At 38.6% G+C, this 17,478-nt stretch carries 18 protein-coding genes and 2 other annotated features (1 of these 20 running past the window's edge); of the genes, 1 reads left to right on the top strand and 17 read right to left on the bottom strand.

Annotation, left to right across the window (positions count from 1 at the left end; genetic code table 11):
• Positions 1–10: 10 nt before the first annotated feature.
• The 16 genes from F9U64_RS11370 to F9U64_RS11300 form a co-directional block, all read right to left on the bottom strand.
• On the bottom strand, positions 11–514 hold the full coding sequence (locus tag F9U64_RS11370; protein ID WP_153403466.1) for a Spo0B domain-containing protein: 504 nt from the start codon (positions 512–514) through the stop codon (positions 11–13).
• Between the two features lie 358 nt (positions 515–872).
• Positions 873–1,151, bottom strand: coding sequence for a 50S ribosomal protein L27 (gene rpmA, locus F9U64_RS11365; protein ID WP_089740762.1), 279 nt, complete (start codon positions 1,149–1,151; stop codon positions 873–875).
• Positions 1,152–1,165: 14 nt separating this feature from the next.
• Positions 1,166–1,495 (bottom strand): ribosomal-processing cysteine protease Prp, encoded by a 330-nt coding sequence (locus F9U64_RS11360; protein ID WP_153403464.1) that lies wholly within the window; start codon positions 1,493–1,495, stop codon positions 1,166–1,168.
• 11 nt (positions 1,496–1,506) lie between these two features.
• Positions 1,507–1,815: a 50S ribosomal protein L21 gene (gene rplU, locus F9U64_RS11355; protein ID WP_153403462.1), complete on the bottom strand. Its 309-nt coding sequence runs from the start codon at positions 1,813–1,815 to the stop codon at positions 1,507–1,509.
• Positions 1,816–1,828: 13 nt separating this feature from the next.
• Positions 1,829–1,904 (bottom strand) — a sequence feature (ribosomal protein L21 leader region).
• Positions 1,905–1,942: 38 nt separating this feature from the next.
• Positions 1,943–3,388 (bottom strand): ribonuclease E/G, encoded by a 1,446-nt coding sequence (locus tag F9U64_RS11350; protein WP_153403460.1) that lies wholly within the window; start codon positions 3,386–3,388, stop codon positions 1,943–1,945.
• The gene (locus tag F9U64_RS11345; RefSeq protein ID WP_153403459.1) at positions 3,381–4,250 is read right to left on the bottom strand and encodes a site-2 protease family protein; all 870 of its coding nucleotides are present in this window, start codon (positions 4,248–4,250) and stop codon (positions 3,381–3,383) included. The genes F9U64_RS11350 and F9U64_RS11345 overlap by 8 nt, the downstream gene beginning before the upstream one ends.
• On the bottom strand, positions 4,237–5,010 hold the full coding sequence (locus F9U64_RS11340) for a M23 family metallopeptidase (RefSeq protein WP_153403457.1): 774 nt from the start codon (positions 5,008–5,010) through the stop codon (positions 4,237–4,239). The genes F9U64_RS11345 and F9U64_RS11340 overlap by 14 nt, the downstream gene beginning before the upstream one ends.
• Before the next feature lie 690 nt (positions 5,011–5,700).
• On the bottom strand, positions 5,701–6,495 hold the full coding sequence (gene minD / locus F9U64_RS11335; protein ID WP_153403455.1) for a septum site-determining protein MinD: 795 nt from the start codon (positions 6,493–6,495) through the stop codon (positions 5,701–5,703).
• Positions 6,488–7,054, bottom strand: a complete 567-nt coding sequence (minC, locus tag F9U64_RS11330; RefSeq protein ID WP_323125842.1) for a septum site-determining protein MinC — start codon at positions 7,052–7,054, stop codon at positions 6,488–6,490. The genes minD and minC overlap by 8 nt, the downstream gene beginning before the upstream one ends.
• The gene (locus F9U64_RS23590; protein ID WP_407647317.1) at positions 7,051–7,149 is read right to left on the bottom strand and encodes a hypothetical protein; all 99 of its coding nucleotides are present in this window, start codon (positions 7,147–7,149) and stop codon (positions 7,051–7,053) included. The genes minC and F9U64_RS23590 overlap by 4 nt, the downstream gene beginning before the upstream one ends.
• 33 nt (positions 7,150–7,182) lie before the next feature.
• On the bottom strand, positions 7,183–7,728 hold the full coding sequence (mreD, locus tag F9U64_RS11325) for a rod shape-determining protein MreD (protein WP_153403454.1): 546 nt from the start codon (positions 7,726–7,728) through the stop codon (positions 7,183–7,185).
• On the bottom strand, positions 7,725–8,606 hold the full coding sequence (gene mreC, locus F9U64_RS11320) for a rod shape-determining protein MreC (RefSeq protein WP_228275676.1): 882 nt from the start codon (positions 8,604–8,606) through the stop codon (positions 7,725–7,727). Before mreC ends, mreD begins: the two co-directional genes overlap by 4 nt.
• Positions 8,607–8,696: 90 nt before the next feature.
• The gene (locus F9U64_RS11315) at positions 8,697–9,737 is read right to left on the bottom strand and encodes a rod shape-determining protein (RefSeq protein ID WP_153403452.1); all 1,041 of its coding nucleotides are present in this window, start codon (positions 9,735–9,737) and stop codon (positions 8,697–8,699) included.
• 302 nt (positions 9,738–10,039) lie between these two features.
• The gene (radC, locus tag F9U64_RS11310; protein WP_323125841.1) at positions 10,040–10,732 is read right to left on the bottom strand and encodes a RadC family protein; all 693 of its coding nucleotides are present in this window, start codon (positions 10,730–10,732) and stop codon (positions 10,040–10,042) included.
• A gap of 123 nt (positions 10,733–10,855) precedes the next feature.
• The gene (locus F9U64_RS11305; protein ID WP_153403450.1) at positions 10,856–11,716 is read right to left on the bottom strand and encodes an SPOR domain-containing protein; all 861 of its coding nucleotides are present in this window, start codon (positions 11,714–11,716) and stop codon (positions 10,856–10,858) included.
• Between the two features lie 373 nt (positions 11,717–12,089).
• Positions 12,090–13,349, bottom strand: coding sequence for a bifunctional folylpolyglutamate synthase/dihydrofolate synthase (locus F9U64_RS11300; protein WP_153403448.1), 1,260 nt, complete (start codon positions 13,347–13,349; stop codon positions 12,090–12,092).
• A 111-nt stretch (positions 13,350–13,460) separates the two neighbouring features.
• Here F9U64_RS11300 and F9U64_RS11295 point away from each other — a divergent pair, with 111 nt between their 5' ends.
• Positions 13,461–14,345, top strand: coding sequence for an ATP-grasp domain-containing protein (locus tag F9U64_RS11295; RefSeq protein WP_194287344.1), 885 nt, complete (start codon positions 13,461–13,463; stop codon positions 14,343–14,345).
• A gap of 163 nt (positions 14,346–14,508) precedes the next feature.
• On the opposite strand, the gene F9U64_RS11290 is transcribed toward F9U64_RS11295, so the two are convergent.
• Entirely contained in the window at positions 14,509–17,160 is a 2,652-nt protein-coding gene (locus tag F9U64_RS11290; protein WP_153403444.1) for a valine--tRNA ligase, read from the bottom strand.
• 223 nt (positions 17,161–17,383) lie between these two features.
• Positions 17,384–17,478, bottom strand: a binding site (T-box leader); it runs 135 nt beyond the window's last position.

Raw genomic sequence — 17,478 nt, 5'->3', positions numbered from 1 at the left:
CCTACTTCATTTATTCTGTCCATTTTATTTGTAATTGCTTGTCTTCATTCATTTGAATGATATCTAGAAATTGATGCTTTTCTAATTGTTTTAATAATGCTTCCTGATCTCGCCATTCCCCTTCAATGGTTAATTGCAACTGTTTACCAAATAACAATATCGCATGATAATACTGAAATTCCTGTTGAAAGTCAGCTAGTTCAGCAAAAATCTTCTCTAACTTTTGCTTTAGACTGTTATCAGAAAAGGAAGCTGTCTCGTCACTTATTTCGATCCTGTATTCTAATGAAAGATTCTCCGAGAACCAGTTTTTCTTATAAAGCCATAGCATCGTCTCCGGGAGCTGTAACCGGTCTAACTGTCTTTCATTATTTGCTTTTGCAATAATCTCATTGATTTTCGCTTGAGCTTTTTCTTGTTTCCCTAATTGTAAGTATCCCATGACAAGTTGCAAATCATTCAAATTATCATGACGGTAATGACGTAATAATTCAATCACTTCTTTTTCTTGCATAGCCGCACTCACCTCAAAAGCATAATAAGAAAATTATAGCATAGTTACTGTGGAAATGCGATAAGTGGAGAGGTAGATAGGGATTTATTCCTTGTCATGACTGACGGGTTACTTTTTTTTATCAAATCTCATGCAGGCAGTTAGCTTTTGTGATGATTACTCTGTTATTATTCTACATATCTCACATATAAGCTGGCTCTTTTGATGATTAAACTGCTTTTATTCTTCAAAACGTTCATACACGTAAAGCACTTTTAGCAGTTAACTGTTCTTTCATTACAATTACCCGCTTTCCCTTATATATGTAGAGCCATCAAAAAAAGCTCTAACCTATGCAGGTTAGAGCTTTTCTCAATCCTTATGCAGGATATACACTTACTTTTTTGCGATCGCGTCCGTAGCGTTCGAATTTAACAACACCATCTGTTTTAGCATATAGTGTGTCATCTCCACCACGACCTACGTTTTCACCTGGGTAAATTTTCGTTCCGCGTTGACGGTAAAGGATAGAACCACCAGAAACGAACTGACCGTCTGCACGTTTAGCACCTAAACGTTTGGACTCAGAGTCACGACCGTTTTTTGTACTACCTACACCCTTTTTAGACGCGAAGAATTGTAAATCTAGACGTAACATATCGTTGCACCTCCTTATTTCATAGCATCAGTGATTGATATAAACTGACCATAATCCCGCTCAATGGTTTGTAAGGAAACCACCATTCCTTCTAACAGAATGGATGCTTTTTCATCCTCGTTATCATCAGGAAGAGCAATTTTCAGAAAGCCACCTTCATCACCGGCCTGATCAATGGATAGATCAATTTCACATAATTGTAATACCGCATTTACAGCACCGAAGGAAACAGCGGATACTGCAGCACAAACTAAATCATGCCCGTATGGACCACTTCCTGCATGCCCTGTAACGGTAAAGGATTTTATTGCACTTTGTTTACGCTCAATAGTCACTTCAATCATAAGAGAAACCCTTATGCATTGATTTTTTCAATCGTCAGTTTCGTGTATGGCTGACGGTGACCTTGTTTGCGTGAATAGTTTTTCTTTGGCTTGTACTTGAATACAGTGATTTTTTTCTGACGGCCTTGTTTTTCTACTTTCGCAGTAACAGTAGCTCCGTCTACGTATGGAGCACCGAACTTAGCCTCATCTCCACCAACTATAAGTACTTTGTCAAATGTTACTGATTCACCAGCTTCAGCAGCTAGCTTCTCTACGTAGATCACTTGACCTTCTTCTACTTTCACTTGTTTTCCACCAGTTTCAATAATCGCGTACACAATATGCACCTCCTCTAATACTCAGACTCGCCATACAGGCAAGCTTATTCAAAGCTTTCATAACCTGTTCTGCGCGGTTGCAGCAGCAACGGGTGCTACATAAACAACGAATCGATCATACCATATTTTATAGGACTTTGTCAATAACAAGTGCAGAATGCTGTTCCATATATTCATGGATTAATTCCCAACTCCCGCTCCTGACAATCTGGTAGTTGGAAATGCTGTGATCGATCATTTTGTAAACATCCAATGTTACCTGCTCCCTGACATTAGGGTAAACTTTTTCTTGCAATAACTTATCGAATTCTTGTGAACATGCAACAATGATGGCTTCTGTTTTTGTATGGTTCCATCTGTCTAGTTCTCTTTCGAACTGATAAGCATAGGATTCCATCGTTCTCTCAGCACTGGCTGTTGTTGCTCTCTCTGTCATTAGCTGCAACAAGCCGACATGTTCTCTTTTTCTTGTCATTTCAACCAATCCTAGCTTTGTGAATCCATATACTTCTGTTCTGATAGGATCTTTTAACAACTCTTTACGCAATAACTGCAGGATATGCTGGTGTTCTTCCTTTTTTTTCATTTTCAAAAAATCGATTAAAATAATCCCTGACAAGTTGCGTTTCTGAATTTCGGCTGCTATTGGCCGGACTGCTTTCTGATTGATTTGATACAATGTAATCCGTTTATTTTGCCTGCTTTGAAACTGGCTGCTGTCCACATCTATTACGGTTAAGCCTTCTGTTTGTTCAATTGTTATAGCGATCCCCTCTTTTGTTCGTACAGTGGGATGGACAGCTTCCTCTAATAATTGATCAACTGTTTTCTGATTATCCGGCACAGGCATCTGACTATAGCTCATGACCTCTGCAAGATCCGGGTATTTCTGCTGCATTTGCCTCATCACTTCCATTTGATCAAAAATGATCTCAGTCAGCTTCTTGCTCTGATATTGGTTAATCATCTGATCAGGCACTTGGCTTGTTGTGAGTAATGGAAATGGAGCTTTCTTTGATTTCGCGTTGTGCACTAGTGTTGCAAACTGTTTTCTCAGTTGCTCTAATTGACTAATGATAACCTCATCTGCCAGATCAACACTTTGCGTTCGGATGATAAGTCCTTCTTGATCTTCCAAGAGAGGTTTGAGTAACCCTTCCATTTTCTCACGTTGTTGTTCGGAGAGTTTTTTGGAACATGCAAGAAATGCGCTATATGGCAAATAAACCATGCTAGCGCCCGGGAATGTAATATTCGCAGTAAGTCGCGGCCCTTTATCCTGATATGCCTCTTTGATCACCTGGACGATTACAGAAGCACCGTCTGTTAAAGCAGAACCGAACTTATCTTTAAACGGATATTCACTTTTAGGTAAAAATCCAACAATATCTTTCTCTATTTCAATAAAAGCAGCCTCAATTGATCGATCGATATTCCTGACCTTGCCTAAAAAAATTGATCCAACGCGGGCATGGTTGGTATCGCGATCTAACTGAATATCTCTGACCTGATTCTCTGCTTGATAGATCCCTATTTTTTCTGTTAGTCTTGTTTGAAATAATAACTTACACATAGTTTACCTCTTCTTTAGTATCTGCAATATCGCCAATGGTCAAATGATGAAGCTTATTGGATAAAAAAGCGTGAATACAATCAGCTTCTGATAAACAGATTGGAACATCATTTATCCGAATGACATTGTAGCGATTGCGGTAAAATTGTTGAAAGATATCGACAAGCCGCCGCTCTCGTTCTACATGCAGAACAGACTTTTTCTTATATATTTTCGCATCACTTTTGCGGTAAAGGATAAATTTCCACCACTTATAATGCCTTCGCTTCCATTCTAAACGATTTTCCCAAAATAAAAAAACAAAAAGCAACCCTAAACTTAAGGATAGATGACCAATAAAAAATGCAATGAATAGAACTGTCACAATTGATACACATGACAGAAGAATGGCTAAGGAAACAGCTGTCTGAAACGGAAACAGGTCGTCACAGACAAGCTGCAACATCCGCCCCCCATCTAAAGGCAGGATTGGTAATAAATTTCCCAGCAGGATAAACGTATTATACTGCATTGCGATATTAATAGTAGAATCAGGAACCAAACCACTTGCTGCAAGTAAATAAAAAAAGAAGAATAAAAACAAATGCTGCATGGGTCCAGCAATTGTTACGATCCATTCTTCTTTCCATGATCTCCTCGCATCATCTTCTGTTTCCATTACTCCCCCAAATATCCACAAATAGATCCGTTTTACTTTCCAATTGAATTTCCGGGCAAAATAATAGTGACCCATTTCATGAACGAATACGATAAAAAATATGATAACAAGATCAACAAGCATCCCCGTCAATACAGCTACAGTTATGAAAAAGAATACAATTGGATGAACATGAATAGGCGGCAAGATTTTATGGCTGTTCATTAACCTGAATCACCTGAATCGGATCAATGTATTGCTGGTTTTTCTCTACAGCAAAATAAATCGCCTGATTTGTTTCCGTCGGCTGATAGGAGCCGATTACCTGATTGGCTCTGACAGATTGATAGGAATGCACTTCGATATTGGATAAGTAGCCATAAATTGTTTTGCTCTGATCTGCATGTTGAATAATAACCGTCTTCCCTGTCTTCTGGTCATTGCCAGCAAACAAAACGGTTCCTGTATTAACGGCAACTACTTCTGTTTCTTCATCTGCTGTAATCATAATACCTTGTCCATTATCCTGAAAAGATTGATCAATTTGCCCAAAAACAGGTAAGGCCGCAAGCTGCTCTCCTTCTGATACGTTCGTTTCCAATGCAAATGGTGCACCAAATTTGGCTTGATACCATGCATTTACCGAAGCAAAAGGAAACTCTTCCTGCAGTGCATAGCTTGTCCATTCTTTTGGTTTCTCAAGCCATTTCGCTTCCGATGTGATCGAAATAGCACAAAAGAAGAAAAGGAATGCGGCAATGATGCTTCTCAACAAAAATGTCCGGAAAATTAATGGAGGATTATTTGAGTTCCCGTTGTAACTACTAGGGATGGAAGGATAAAATCCATGTCTCTCTTCATCCTCAATGTTTACTCTTTTCGAAAAATCGGCAGAACTTTTCTGGTAGTTCGTCGTTATTTTCCTCTTCTCTTGTTTACGGCGATTGATATTGTTCCGAATTGATGATAAGTCATTTTTCTTCATATCTCCTCACAACCCTTTATCCAATTTGTATTTAGTTTATGACAAGCAGTTTGTGAATATGATATGATACATACCTTTTTTCTTTGTATAAGAAAAATCGGGAAACCCCACTCGGTCCTATCCATTGACAAAAATAATAGAAAGTATTATTTTGACATGGGTAATAGGCGTAACACCCGCTCCGGCTTGCCCACTTCGCTTTCCGTGGGGCGTGTCTTCAGCTAACTTTTGTAAAGAAGATCGCTTTACAAAAGTGGATCTTCAGAACACGCTGATCCCACAGGAGTCGAAGTGGACACCTACGCATAAATAATGCGCTACAATGAATGTACTCACTGACATGTCGATTTTATTCCACCGATAAAGATGCTCGGAAAGTTAGCTGTCACAAAAAGTGTCGACCAACTTTATAGCGGAGGCCGACCGCTTCAACTCCTGTGGGAATCGTTTTACCTGAAGATCCACTTTTTCATGCGGTTTTTGCTTGGAAAAGTTAGCTGAAGGGAAAACCCCACGGAAAGGGAAGCGGGCAGCCGTAGCGGTGGTTTCCATCTACACTTCAATTCAATAGGACTATTTTGATAACAAATGCCTTGAAACCGCGGATTATATACTTTCTTTACTTATAAAAAAAGCAGCACAAACCATGGTTATAGTTTGTACTGCTCAATATTAAATGTTATTTATCAATTAATTTTTCCCAAAGACTTTCTTTAATTTATCAATAAAGGTTACTTTTTGATCAAGATTTTGCAATGGGACAGATTCGCCGAGGATTCTTCTTGCAATATTACGGTAAGCAATGGATGCTTTTGTATTTGGCTGGAAAGCAATTGGCTCACCATGATTGGTTGCTTTAATTACCTCATCATCATCTGCTACAATTCCAATTAGATCAATTGACAAGATCTGCATAATTTCGTCAATGTCTAACATATCGCCACTTTTCATCATATGATTTCTTATACGATTAATAATCAGATTCGGTGGTTCGATATCTTCCTGTTCTAAAAGACCAATAATCCGATCAGCATCTCGCACACTGGATTTCTCCGGTGTTGTTACAACTAAAGCTTTATCAGCCCCAGCAACAGCATTCTTGAATCCTTGTTCAATACCAGCTGGACAATCTATTAATATATAATCAAAATCTGATTTCAACTCAGAAATAATCTCAATCATTCCTTCTGGTGTTAAAGCAGACTTATCATTCGTTTGGGCAGCAGGTAACAGATATAAACAATCAAAACGCTTATCCTTAATCATGGCTTGGGATGCTTTACAACGTTCTTCCACCACATCAATAATATCATAAATAATTCGATTCTCTAAACCTAGTACCACATCTAAATTGCGTAAACCAATATCTGTATCTATTAAACAAACCTTCTTTTCTAATAATGCTAAAGATGTACCTAAATTCGCGGTGGTTGTCGTTTTACCTACTCCACCTTTTCCTGACGTGATAACAATCGCTTCACCCATTAATAATCCTCCTCTCAAAAACACTCAAATCAGAACGTGTTCTTGCCAAATGACTTATACGATCCATGATAATCTGATCACTGGAGGGATCAATAAATCCGCATTCCATCATCCCTCCAGCATTCTCATCAGGAGAACGGCTAATTATATCGCTTATTCTCAGCTGAGTCGGGCTCATATAAGATGCAGCAATGACAGAAGACTTATTGCCATCACTGCCAGCATGAGCAACACCTCTGAGATGACCCAATATATATATATTTCCTGTTGCGACGACTTTTCCGCCAGGATTGACATCACCAATCAGCAGTAAATCGCCAATTACGTTAAGCACTTGACCTGATCGTATGATTTTATTATAGAGCTTAATCGCTGTATCATCTTTCCAATCTAGTGCAGTTTGTTTTAGAATCACATTCGAAATAATATGATCAACAATGAAATTCTGTTGATTAGCAAACATTTCCTTTAATTTCTCTTCTTGTTGAGTCGATATGTATCGATTTCCCAGCTCCACTCGTATTCGGATCGGCTGTTCATTTTCGGCAATATAATTCATTTTAATAGATCATTGAATGCACATGTATCATCCATAAAAAGTGTTAAGCCATCGCGCGTTCCTTTTATAGTGATACAACGATTACCTGCCACCATACTTCAACCCCTTAATTACTTCTTGGTGTGTACTCAATCCTTCTGCTCGAACTTAATATATTGCCATTTTCGTAATAGTTTGTATATCAGTGGGTAAAAAACAATCCCGATTCCCACATTCCATCCTGTTGTTGGTAATAACCGGTGAAAGAAATAATCATTCCATCCCATATTGTGAATTTGTATTATATTATATAGAAAATACGCTAAGATGTCTGCTGTAAAAACTCCCAGTATCATCATTAATACCGTAACATAAAAATTGGCATGCAGCCATTTCATCAAGTTGCGGACAATGTATATTGCTACGGCATATACAAACAAGTAGATGCCGATAACAGGTGTATATAATATGTCGATAAAAAGCCCGAACAGTACGGCAAATAGAAAGCTGTAATACGTATTTCGCTGATCAAAAAAGATTGTTATAAAGATAACAAAGATTAATAGAAAATGAGAAGTAACTTGCCAGTCTGAAGGCAGAAATGAAATATCTGTCAATACATTAGCTAAAGTACCTTCCAGCATGATAAGAAATAAGCAGATAAATGCCAATAGAAAAGGGATAGTCCTGCTCATGACTCATCAGCCTCTTCCGTGTTCTCGGCATTTTGCTGTTCTTCTTCTGCTTTTCGTGCCTCTTCCGCCAGACGAGCTTCTTCTGCCAATGTTTCAGCTTCTTCTGTTGTAATCATCCCGCGATCAATAACAATAACATGATGAAGAGACTCAAAGTTCGCGGAAGGTTCCACATAGGCGACTTTCGTTAAAGAATAACGGCCTTCGGTTACCTCCGTCACTTTGCCAATTTCCAACCCTTTCGGAAAAACACCGCCAAGTCCTGATGAAAAGACGAGTTGTCCTGCCTTTAAACTGTCATTGTTTTCGTTTAATTCCAATAAGAGTAAATTAGTTTCTTCATCATAACCAACGATAAAACCGGACATATCTGTCTGGGTCTCTTCTGCATCGACATTAACAGATATTCGATTGGAACGGTCAAATCCATTTAATAACAATACAGTAGAAGTAAATGGGGAGCTTGTTTGGACTTTCCCAATCATTCCTTCCCCTGAAATCACTGCCATGTTCGGCTCGACTCCATCTTGGGTTCCTTTATTAATCGTAATTTGTTTAAACCACTGATCCTTGCTTCTTGCTACAACAGATGCCTGAATTTCATTGAAGTTCTGCAAAAAGTCAGTTTCCGTTTTTCCTAAAATGGATTCTAATTCTTCAATCTCTTTCGTTAACTCCTGGTTTGCATATTCTACTTGACGAATCTCTTCCAGTTGTGACTTCAGTTTCTGGTTCTCTGAGTAGACATTTTTAATTTCATTAATATTGGAAAAGAATGTTGTCGTAAAATGAATCGGCTCATTTACGATCTGCTGTAACCAGCCAACACTGTCATGGACGAAGTCTTCCACTAATGTCAGGTTACTTCGCTTACTCAATTAGAATCCTATAATTCCCACTAGAATCATGAGAACGATAAGAAAAATAAACATATGCTTTTTCTTGAATAAAAACATGGTAACACCTGCTTAATCTGTAAATCGGTGATTAGAGTTTTTAGATTGGGAGCGGAACTGTTCAATATATTCAAGTGACTTTCCTGTTCCGATTGCCACACAATCCAATGGCTCCTCCGCAACAAATGTAGGCATCTTCGTTTCATCACTGATTACCTCGTCAAGCCCTTTTAACAATGCACCGCCACCTGATAATACAATTCCTCTGTCCATTACATCAGCAGACAGTTCCGGTGGAGTTAATTCCAGTGTATTTTTGACCGATTCGACAATGGCGTCCACTGTATCTTTTAATGCATATGCAATTTCTTCTGATGTGATAGTAATGGTTTTTGGTAAACCTGTTAATAAATCTCTTCCTCTAATATCCATTTCATCTACCTGTGCAGGTACTTTTGCTGAACCTATATCCATTTTAATCGATTCTGCAGATCTTTCTCCAATCATCAGGTTATATTTACGTTTTACATATTGAATAATGGCATCATCCATATCATCACCAGCTGTACGGATAGACTTACTTGTCACAATACCGCCTAATGAGATGACAGCAACTTCTGTTGTTCCCCCACCAATATCAACAATCATGCTGCCGGTCGGCTCCCATACTGGCAATCCTGCTCCAATAGCAGCTGCAAATGGTTCTGCAATCGGAAAAGCATCCTTTGCTCCAGCCTGTTTTGTTGCGTCAATTACCGCTCTCTCTTCCACCATTGTTATACCTGATGGAACACACACCATTACATTCGGTTTTTTTGCAAACGAAGAACGGTTTTTCTGTGCTAATTTTATATAATATTTCATCATTGCAGCAGTTGTATCATAATCGGCAATGACGCCATCTTTCATTGGACGGATTACCGCAATATTTCCCGGAGTACGCCCAATCATCATTTTCGCATCACTACCTACAGCCTCAATATCTCCTGTTGCTTTATTAATCGCTACAACAGAAGGTTCTCTTACAACAACACCTTTGCCTTTTATAAAAACGAGTGTATTCGCAGTTCCCAGATCTATCCCCAAGTCTTGTGAAAAATTTAAAAATGCCAATCTATTTCTTCCTCTCAAGCTAATTTATTAATGTTCAGTCAAGCTTAATTTTATGCTTTAATCGTCATTGAATCAAGAATTTACCTTTTTTATATGTAAGGATTAATGGTATATGTATCCTAGTATAAGCAAAAATGTACATTCCATGCGAGTAGAATGGATTATTATGGATATCTGATGCCTACTGGATCTTTCTTTATCATTTCAATAACAAACGCCTTTATACAAGCAAAATCTTGTAAAAGGCGTCTGTTTTAAGCTTGTAACCTAATTATACTTAATTTTTCACAAAATAGATAGTGTCACAAGTACCCTTTTTCTTTTAATGATATAAATCGATGGTCACCGATAATCAGATGATCAAGCAAATCTATCCCGATTACTTTGCCGCTTTCTACTAAGCGTTTTGTTACATGGATGTCTTCCTGTGATGGAGAGGGGTCGCCTGAGGGGTGATTATGTGCACAAATAATAGAGGCTGCAGATCTTTTGACAGCTTCTCTGAATACCTCACGCGGATGGACAATGGATGCATTCAGGCTGCCAATAAAAATCGTCTGGCGATGAATCACTTGATTCTTAGTATTGAGGAAAATCACGACAAAATGCTCCTGTTTCAGCTGACACATTTCTTCCATTAAAAAATTTGCTCCATCATCAGGGCTTCTGATAATATAGCGGTCTTTCTCTTGATACATATGGATACGTTTGCCAAGTTCGATAGCTGCTAATAAAATAACGCCTTTTGCCTGACCGATTCCTTTTAGACCTGTTAACTCTTCAATTGTAACCTCTCTCAACTGGCCTAATCCTTCAAAGTGCCTTAGCACACGCTCTGCCAGTTGATAGACATTTTCCTGTCTGTTGCCCGTACCAAATAATATTGCCAGCAATTCCTGGTTTGATAAGTGATTGGGGCCAAACTCCACTAATCTTTCCCGCGGCCTGTCACGTTTCGGTACTTCTTTCATCCTTACCATTTCTGTTGTTTCCATAAAATTCCTCCTTCATATTCTTGCATCTGTCTATTCTACAAAGCTTATGAAGAAGCCACATATAAGAATTAAAACATAATCCCCTTGATTTCATTCAAAGTCTTCAGGGTACAAGAAAAAATTCTACTTGTCTGCTAATTGGGAATATTGGTACCATAACTCCAGCTTAGATTGATTATCCAGCTGTTCATTCTTACTAATCTGTTCTGCTTTCTCCACAAATGATGCTAAAGCTGGTGTGATATTAGCAGGCTTTTGGCCGATCCATTGTTTTAAAGCACTGATATCTTTACTTTCGAACAAGCCTGGAAGAAGTTTGTCAAAGGATGCTAACCACGTCTTCTCACTTTCTGATACACTTACTTCTACCGGTACGGTGGTCCATGCCTTTCCGCCATACATCTCCATATCTGTTGAGATAGATTGGAGATGATTTTTAGATGCATCGCTCGTAGAATGAACAGAGATAAACAAATGAAATTGATTATCTCTTTCCCAAATGACTGCAGGCAGATTGGATGCCTTTAACTCATTCTGCAGCTGAGTTGCAGCAGACTCTGCACTGAAAACACCAGCCTGCACAACGTACGCTTGATGAGCATTGCTTTTAAAAGCAGTGGCAGTGGCTTCATTTGTTTGCTCATCCTTTTCCCCATCTGCTGATGCTGTTACCGTGCTGGATACCTGCTGATTGTTGCTGTTAAAACTAACTTCCTCAGGGTCCATATCAACAAAGATCTTTAACATAAGAAACCCTAAAAAGGTACCAATGATAATGGCAGTTAAGGCAGAATAAATAAAGGAACGATAGGTTGTCCAAAAATTCGATTTAGTCTTTTTGTGAATTGGCTGGTAAACAGGAGGAGAGTTATCCTCAAAAGGTGGCTTCTTCTCTTTTTGCAGCAGTTGTTCGATTGGATCTTTCCCCCGCTCTTCCTTCTGCTTATTGATCTGAACAGAAATTCTACTGTTATTGTTTTTCACACGGATCCCTCATTTCAGTTCTTTTCTATTACCCTATCATATTCTAAATAAGATGTAAGACGAGTTTTGTCATACAGGGAATAAAAACTTTCGCTAGGAACTGATAAATAATGGCACGATCTTTAAAATCATAAAGAAGCGGGCTTAGGATAATTGACTTTTTTGTCAGAAAGGAGGGATTAAGATCAATACATTTCGCCATAGTATCTGATAGATTCAAACAAGCAGCGAATGTATGATAGGTTCACTATATAAGCAGTGAAAAATAGGGAAAATAAAGGGATAAATCAATTAGCACGTCGAGGGGATATTACTTATTTATATCTGAATTGATATAACTGCAACAAAAATCACCTCCTTTCAATAAATGCTGTTAATTTTGAATATGTTTTTTTACTTCTTCCACAAAATGCAGGGACCCTGTGATTATCAGGCAATCATCTTGTCTCATCCGTTCTGTTATTTCTTTTAAAGCATCTTTGTAATTGGAATAGAATTCAAAACTATCTGCTATATTATCTGCTGATAATGCTCGCGGATGGTCAAAGGTAGTCACAACTAACCTGTCACAATTTCGGCTAAGCAATTCTGTCATTTTCGCTATTTCTTTATCTTTAAATGCACTAAACAGGATAAAGATTCGCTTGTCTTTCCAATATGTTTGTATCGTATCTGTTAATTTCTTTATACTGGAAGTGTTATGAGCACCATCAATCAAAATGGCCGGTTCTTCCCTGATCATTTCCAGGCGGTTATGTATCTTAGCCTGTTTCATTCCTTTTTGTAATGCATGCTGTTCAATGGCCCATCCATCGTCTATTAATAATTGCATTGCCATCAACGCATTTGCAGCATTGTCTGCCTGGTGAGATCCTAACATAGAAATCTCAACGGGAATCTCTTTGTGATGTACAAATGTAAACTGCTGGGTCTTTGCTTTCCATTGCCAATCCTTCACAAGATAATCTTTTTTATACTGATAGACTGGTGCATTTACTGAGTTTGCTTTTTGCAAAACAACTTCCAGCGCCTCTTGCGGAAGGTCGCCAACCACTACGGGTACCTGTTTTTTTATAATGCCTGCTTTATGTACCGCAATCTCCGCAAGACTGCTTCCTAAAAAGCCCATATGATCATAATCAACGGTTGTAATGATCGTTATCATAGGCTTTATTCGGTTTGTCACATCCTCTTTCCCACCCATACATGTCTCAATTAATACAATGTCTGTCTGTCCGGAAAAATATAAAAAAGTCATCACCATCAATATTTCATATTCAGATGGTGCCTTATCCATCTGGTCCATTTCTACTATCAATGGCAGAAGATCATTTAAAACAGCGATAAATTCCTCCTCTGATATTGTCTGATGATTAATCATCATATGGTCCCGGATTGTTGGCAGCCCTGGGGAAACAAATGACCCAACTTTATAGCCGCTTTCTATCAGTACTTCTTTCATATAAGTAAGAGTGGACCCTTTTCCGTTGGTCCCAGCCAGGTGAACTGCCTTTAATTGCATTTCGGGATGATTGGTCTTTTCCAACAGATAATCCAGTCTCTCTAATCCCTGTTTAATGCCTAACTTCCTTCTTGAGGCAAAGAAGGCTTCCACTTCATCGAATGTATTCACTTTCTTCACACTTTCTTTATTTAAATTTTTGCATTATCATTGTGTGATACAATTTAGAAAATAGTTCAGTGCTATAAGTTTACTTTCCTAATAAAAAAAGGAGCGATCATTTTGAACGGTTGGGTTATTTACAATGGTCATCTGGCAGCAGAGGCCTTTCTCCAGTTTCCTAAACAAATAAAAAAAACAGGAAGCGAGAAAAATATAGAAATTAATGTAGTAGCAAATAATCATTTGTGTTATCAAGCAACAAAAAATGGGGTTTATCTTAAACATGCCGAAGGATGGGAGCTACCTTCATTTGTTATCTTCCATGATAAAGATATCGCTCTTGCTCGTCAATTAGAGTTACTTGATATTCCTGTATACAACAATGCTCAAAGTATCGAAATATGTGATAATAAAGTACTAATGTATCAACATTTAGCCAAAAAAAACGTAAATATTCCAAAAACAGTGATAGCTCCAAAAATCTTTTCCAATACAACGACAATAGAATTGGAGTCTTTCTTAACATTGGCAAAAGAATTTTCTTACCCTTTTATTATGAAGGAAGGCTATGGATCATTCGGAGAGCAAGTCTATCTTATTCATAACGAAGAAGAATATATTGCCAGGATTAAAGCAATTTATGATAAACCTTTTGTATTGCAGGAATTCGTTGATTCTAGTTATGGCAGGGATATACGGATTTTCGTTGTTGGAGATAAAGTTGTAGCAGGATTAAAACGAAGCTCCGACATTGACTTTCGGGCAAATGTTTATCTAGGCAGCAAAGTAGAGGGATATCACGCTTCTCCGGCAGAAAAAGAGTTAGCAGTTGCGGCTGCCAAGGCTGTTGGTGCCACTTATTGTGGTGTCGACTTATTAATTGGAAAAAATGGAGAACCGATCATTTGTGAGGTAAATACAAATGCTCATGTTGCCAATATTCTTAAACACACTGGTGTAAATGTTGCAGAGCCGATTTTGGATCACATCATCACGCAATTATAGAGTTCCAGAAAACCGCGTGAATCACGTGGATTTCTATTTATATAATACACCATTTGTAATTTTATTCTATAAAAAAGTTATCAATTATATTTTAACATAGGCGAAATACCAAAAAAACAGGAACAGCTCTATTAAGAGTTCTGCTCCTGTTTATGATCGTGTTTTAGCCTTTTAATTCGGCAATACGTGCCTGGACTTTTTCACGTTTATCGATATAGTCCTGCTGCTTTGCTTTTTCAGCTTCCACTACTTGCTCGGGTGCTTTTTTCACAAAACCTTCATTCGATAATTTTTTATCAACACGCTCTACTTCTTTGTTTAATTTCTCTACTTCTGCTTCCAGTCTTGCCAGTTCTTTGTCAATGTCTATCAGCCCTTCAAGTGGTAAAAAGATCTCTGCACCTGTCACAACTGCTGACATGGCTTTTCCTGGTGCCTGAATGTTTGTATCAATTGTCAGCTCACTTGGGTTACAGAAACGATCGATATATTCGCGGTTTTCTTCTAATTGAGCTTTTCCGTTTTCATCACTTGCCTGAATCATGATTGGAATCTCTTTTGATAATGGTGTATCTACTTCTGCACGTATATTACGAACAGAGCGGATAATTGCTACTAATTGCTGCATCACTTGAGATGCATCTTTATTCGATAATTCCTGGTTTACGGTTGGCCAGCTTGCCAGCACAATGGATTCTCCTTCGTGTGGAAGCTGTTGCCAGATTTCCTCTGTCACAAATGGCATAAACGGATGAAGCATACGCATTGTATTATCTAGAACATAAGCCAAAACAGATCGTGTTGTTAGTTTTGCTGCTTCGTCTTCTCCATATAATGGAAGTTTGGCCATTTCAATATACCAGTCACAGAAATCATCCCAGATGAAATTGTACAAGTAACGTCCAGCTTCACCAAAATCGTATTTATCTACATTACGAGTCACTTGCTCAATTGTTTCATTAAGACGGGTTAAGATCCAGTGATCAGCCACAGATTTTTTGCCAGTTAAATCAATTTCCTCATACTTTAAGCCATTCATGTTCATTAAAGCAAAGCGTGAAGCATTCCAGATTTTATTGACAAAGTTCCAGGTTGATTCGACTTTTTCCCATTGAAAACGTAAATCCTGGCCTGGGCTTGAACCTGTGGAAAGAAAATAACGTAACGAGTCAGCTCCGTATTTCTCGATTACTTCCATTGGGTCTACCCCATTACCAAGTGATTTACTCATTTTGCGGCCTTCCGCATCACGAACAAGTCCGTGAATTAACACATCTTTAAATGGTCGTTCACCATTAAATTCTTTTGATTGGAAAATCATCCGAGCTACCCAGAAAAAGATAATATCATAGCCTGTTACGAGTGCATTTGTTGGGAAGAAGTGTTTAAAATCTTCATCTTCTGTATCAGGCCAATTTAATGTAGAAAATGGCCACAATGCAGACGAGAACCATGTATCAAGGACATCTGTATCTTGCTCCCAGTTTTCCGCATCTTCTGGTGCTTCTTTTCCTACATATACCTCACCAGTTTCTTTGTGATACCATGCTGGAATTCTGTGACCCCACCATAATTGACGGGAAATACACCAATCACGGATGTTTTCCATCCAGCGTAAATACGTTTTCTCAAAACGGTCTGGTACAAAGTGGACTTTTTCCTCATCTGAGCCATTTTGCATTGCAACTGCATTATCTGCAAGTGGCTGCATTTTGACAAACCATTGAGTGGATAAGTATGGTTCTACAACTGCCCCGCTTCGCTCAGAGTGACCCACAGAGTGCATGTGGTCTTCAATTTCAAACAAAATTCCTTCTGCCTGTAAATCCTTCACAATCTGTTTACGGCATTCAAATCGGTCTAATCCTTGATATTTGCCAGCATTTTCATTCATTGTGCCATCTTCATTCATCACAAGCACACGCTCTAAATTGTGGCGGTTTCCAATTTCAAAGTCATTCGGATCATGTGCTGGGGTAATTTTCACGGCACCTGAACCAAATTCCATATCAACATAATCGTCTGCTACAATTTCGATCTCACGGCCTACAATTGGCAATTTGACTTTTTTACCGATTAGATGCTTGTAACGCTCATCTTCCGGGTGAACAGCTACAGCTGTATCTCCAAGCATTGTTTCTGGACGTGTTGTAGCAATTTCAATATGTCCACTTCCGTCAGCGAGTGGATATCTCATATGGTAAAAATGGCCTTGAACATCTTGATAGATTACTTCAATGTCTGAAAGTGCTGTTTTTGTTGCAGGGTCCCAGTTAATAATATACTCCCCACGGTAAATAAGCCCTTTCTCATATAATTTTACGAAAACTTCTTTTACCGCTTCTGATAAGCCTTCATCTAACGTAAACCGTTCCCGCGAATAGTCGAGGCCAAGACCCATCTTCGCCCATTGTTCACGGATAAATCCGGCATACTCTTCCTTCCAGTCCCATGCTTTTTCTAAAAATTTCTCGCGGCCCAAGTCATAACGGCTGATGCCTTGTTCACGGAGTTTTTCCTCGACTTTTGCCTGTGTCGCAATTCCCGCATGATCCATACCAGGTAAGTACAGTACGTCATAACCTTGCATTCTCTTAATTCTTGTTACAATGTCTTGCAGTGTCGTATCCCATGCATGGCCGATGTGAAGCTTTCCTGTTACGTTTGGCGGCGGGATCACAATGGTAAATGGCTCTTTGTCCGGATTTCTTTCTGCCTCAAAAAACTTTCCATTTACCCAATAATCATAACGGCCTTTCTCAACTGCTGTCGGGTCATATTTGGGTGGTAAATTTACTTCATGTTGTTCTGACATATCTAAATTCCTCCTTTAGGAAATAATTAAAAATATTAAGCGCTCAAGCAATGTTGATTTCCGTTCCAGACAGTCGCTTTCCGCGGACATCCCTTCAGCCGATGCTTTCCCCGCTGGAGTCGACTGTACTCCACTCCAATCAAAGTGATAAAATAATTTGCTAACAACATAGTAGCTGGAGCAAATGATCCTAAACAAAAAAATCCTTCCCGCCCTTACTGTTGTAAAGGACGAAAAGGATTGGATTTCCGTGGTACCACCTTTGTTTATAAGTACTGCTACTTATACACTCATTGATGAGATAACGGTTCAACCGGC

It is taken from the genome of Gracilibacillus oryzae, assembly GCF_009498735.1.
Taxonomy (GTDB): Bacteria; Bacillota; Bacilli; order Bacillales; family Amphibacillaceae; genus Gracilibacillus; species Gracilibacillus oryzae.
Note: the sequence above shows the minus strand (reverse complement) of the source record. Positions and strands in the feature narration are given on the sequence as shown.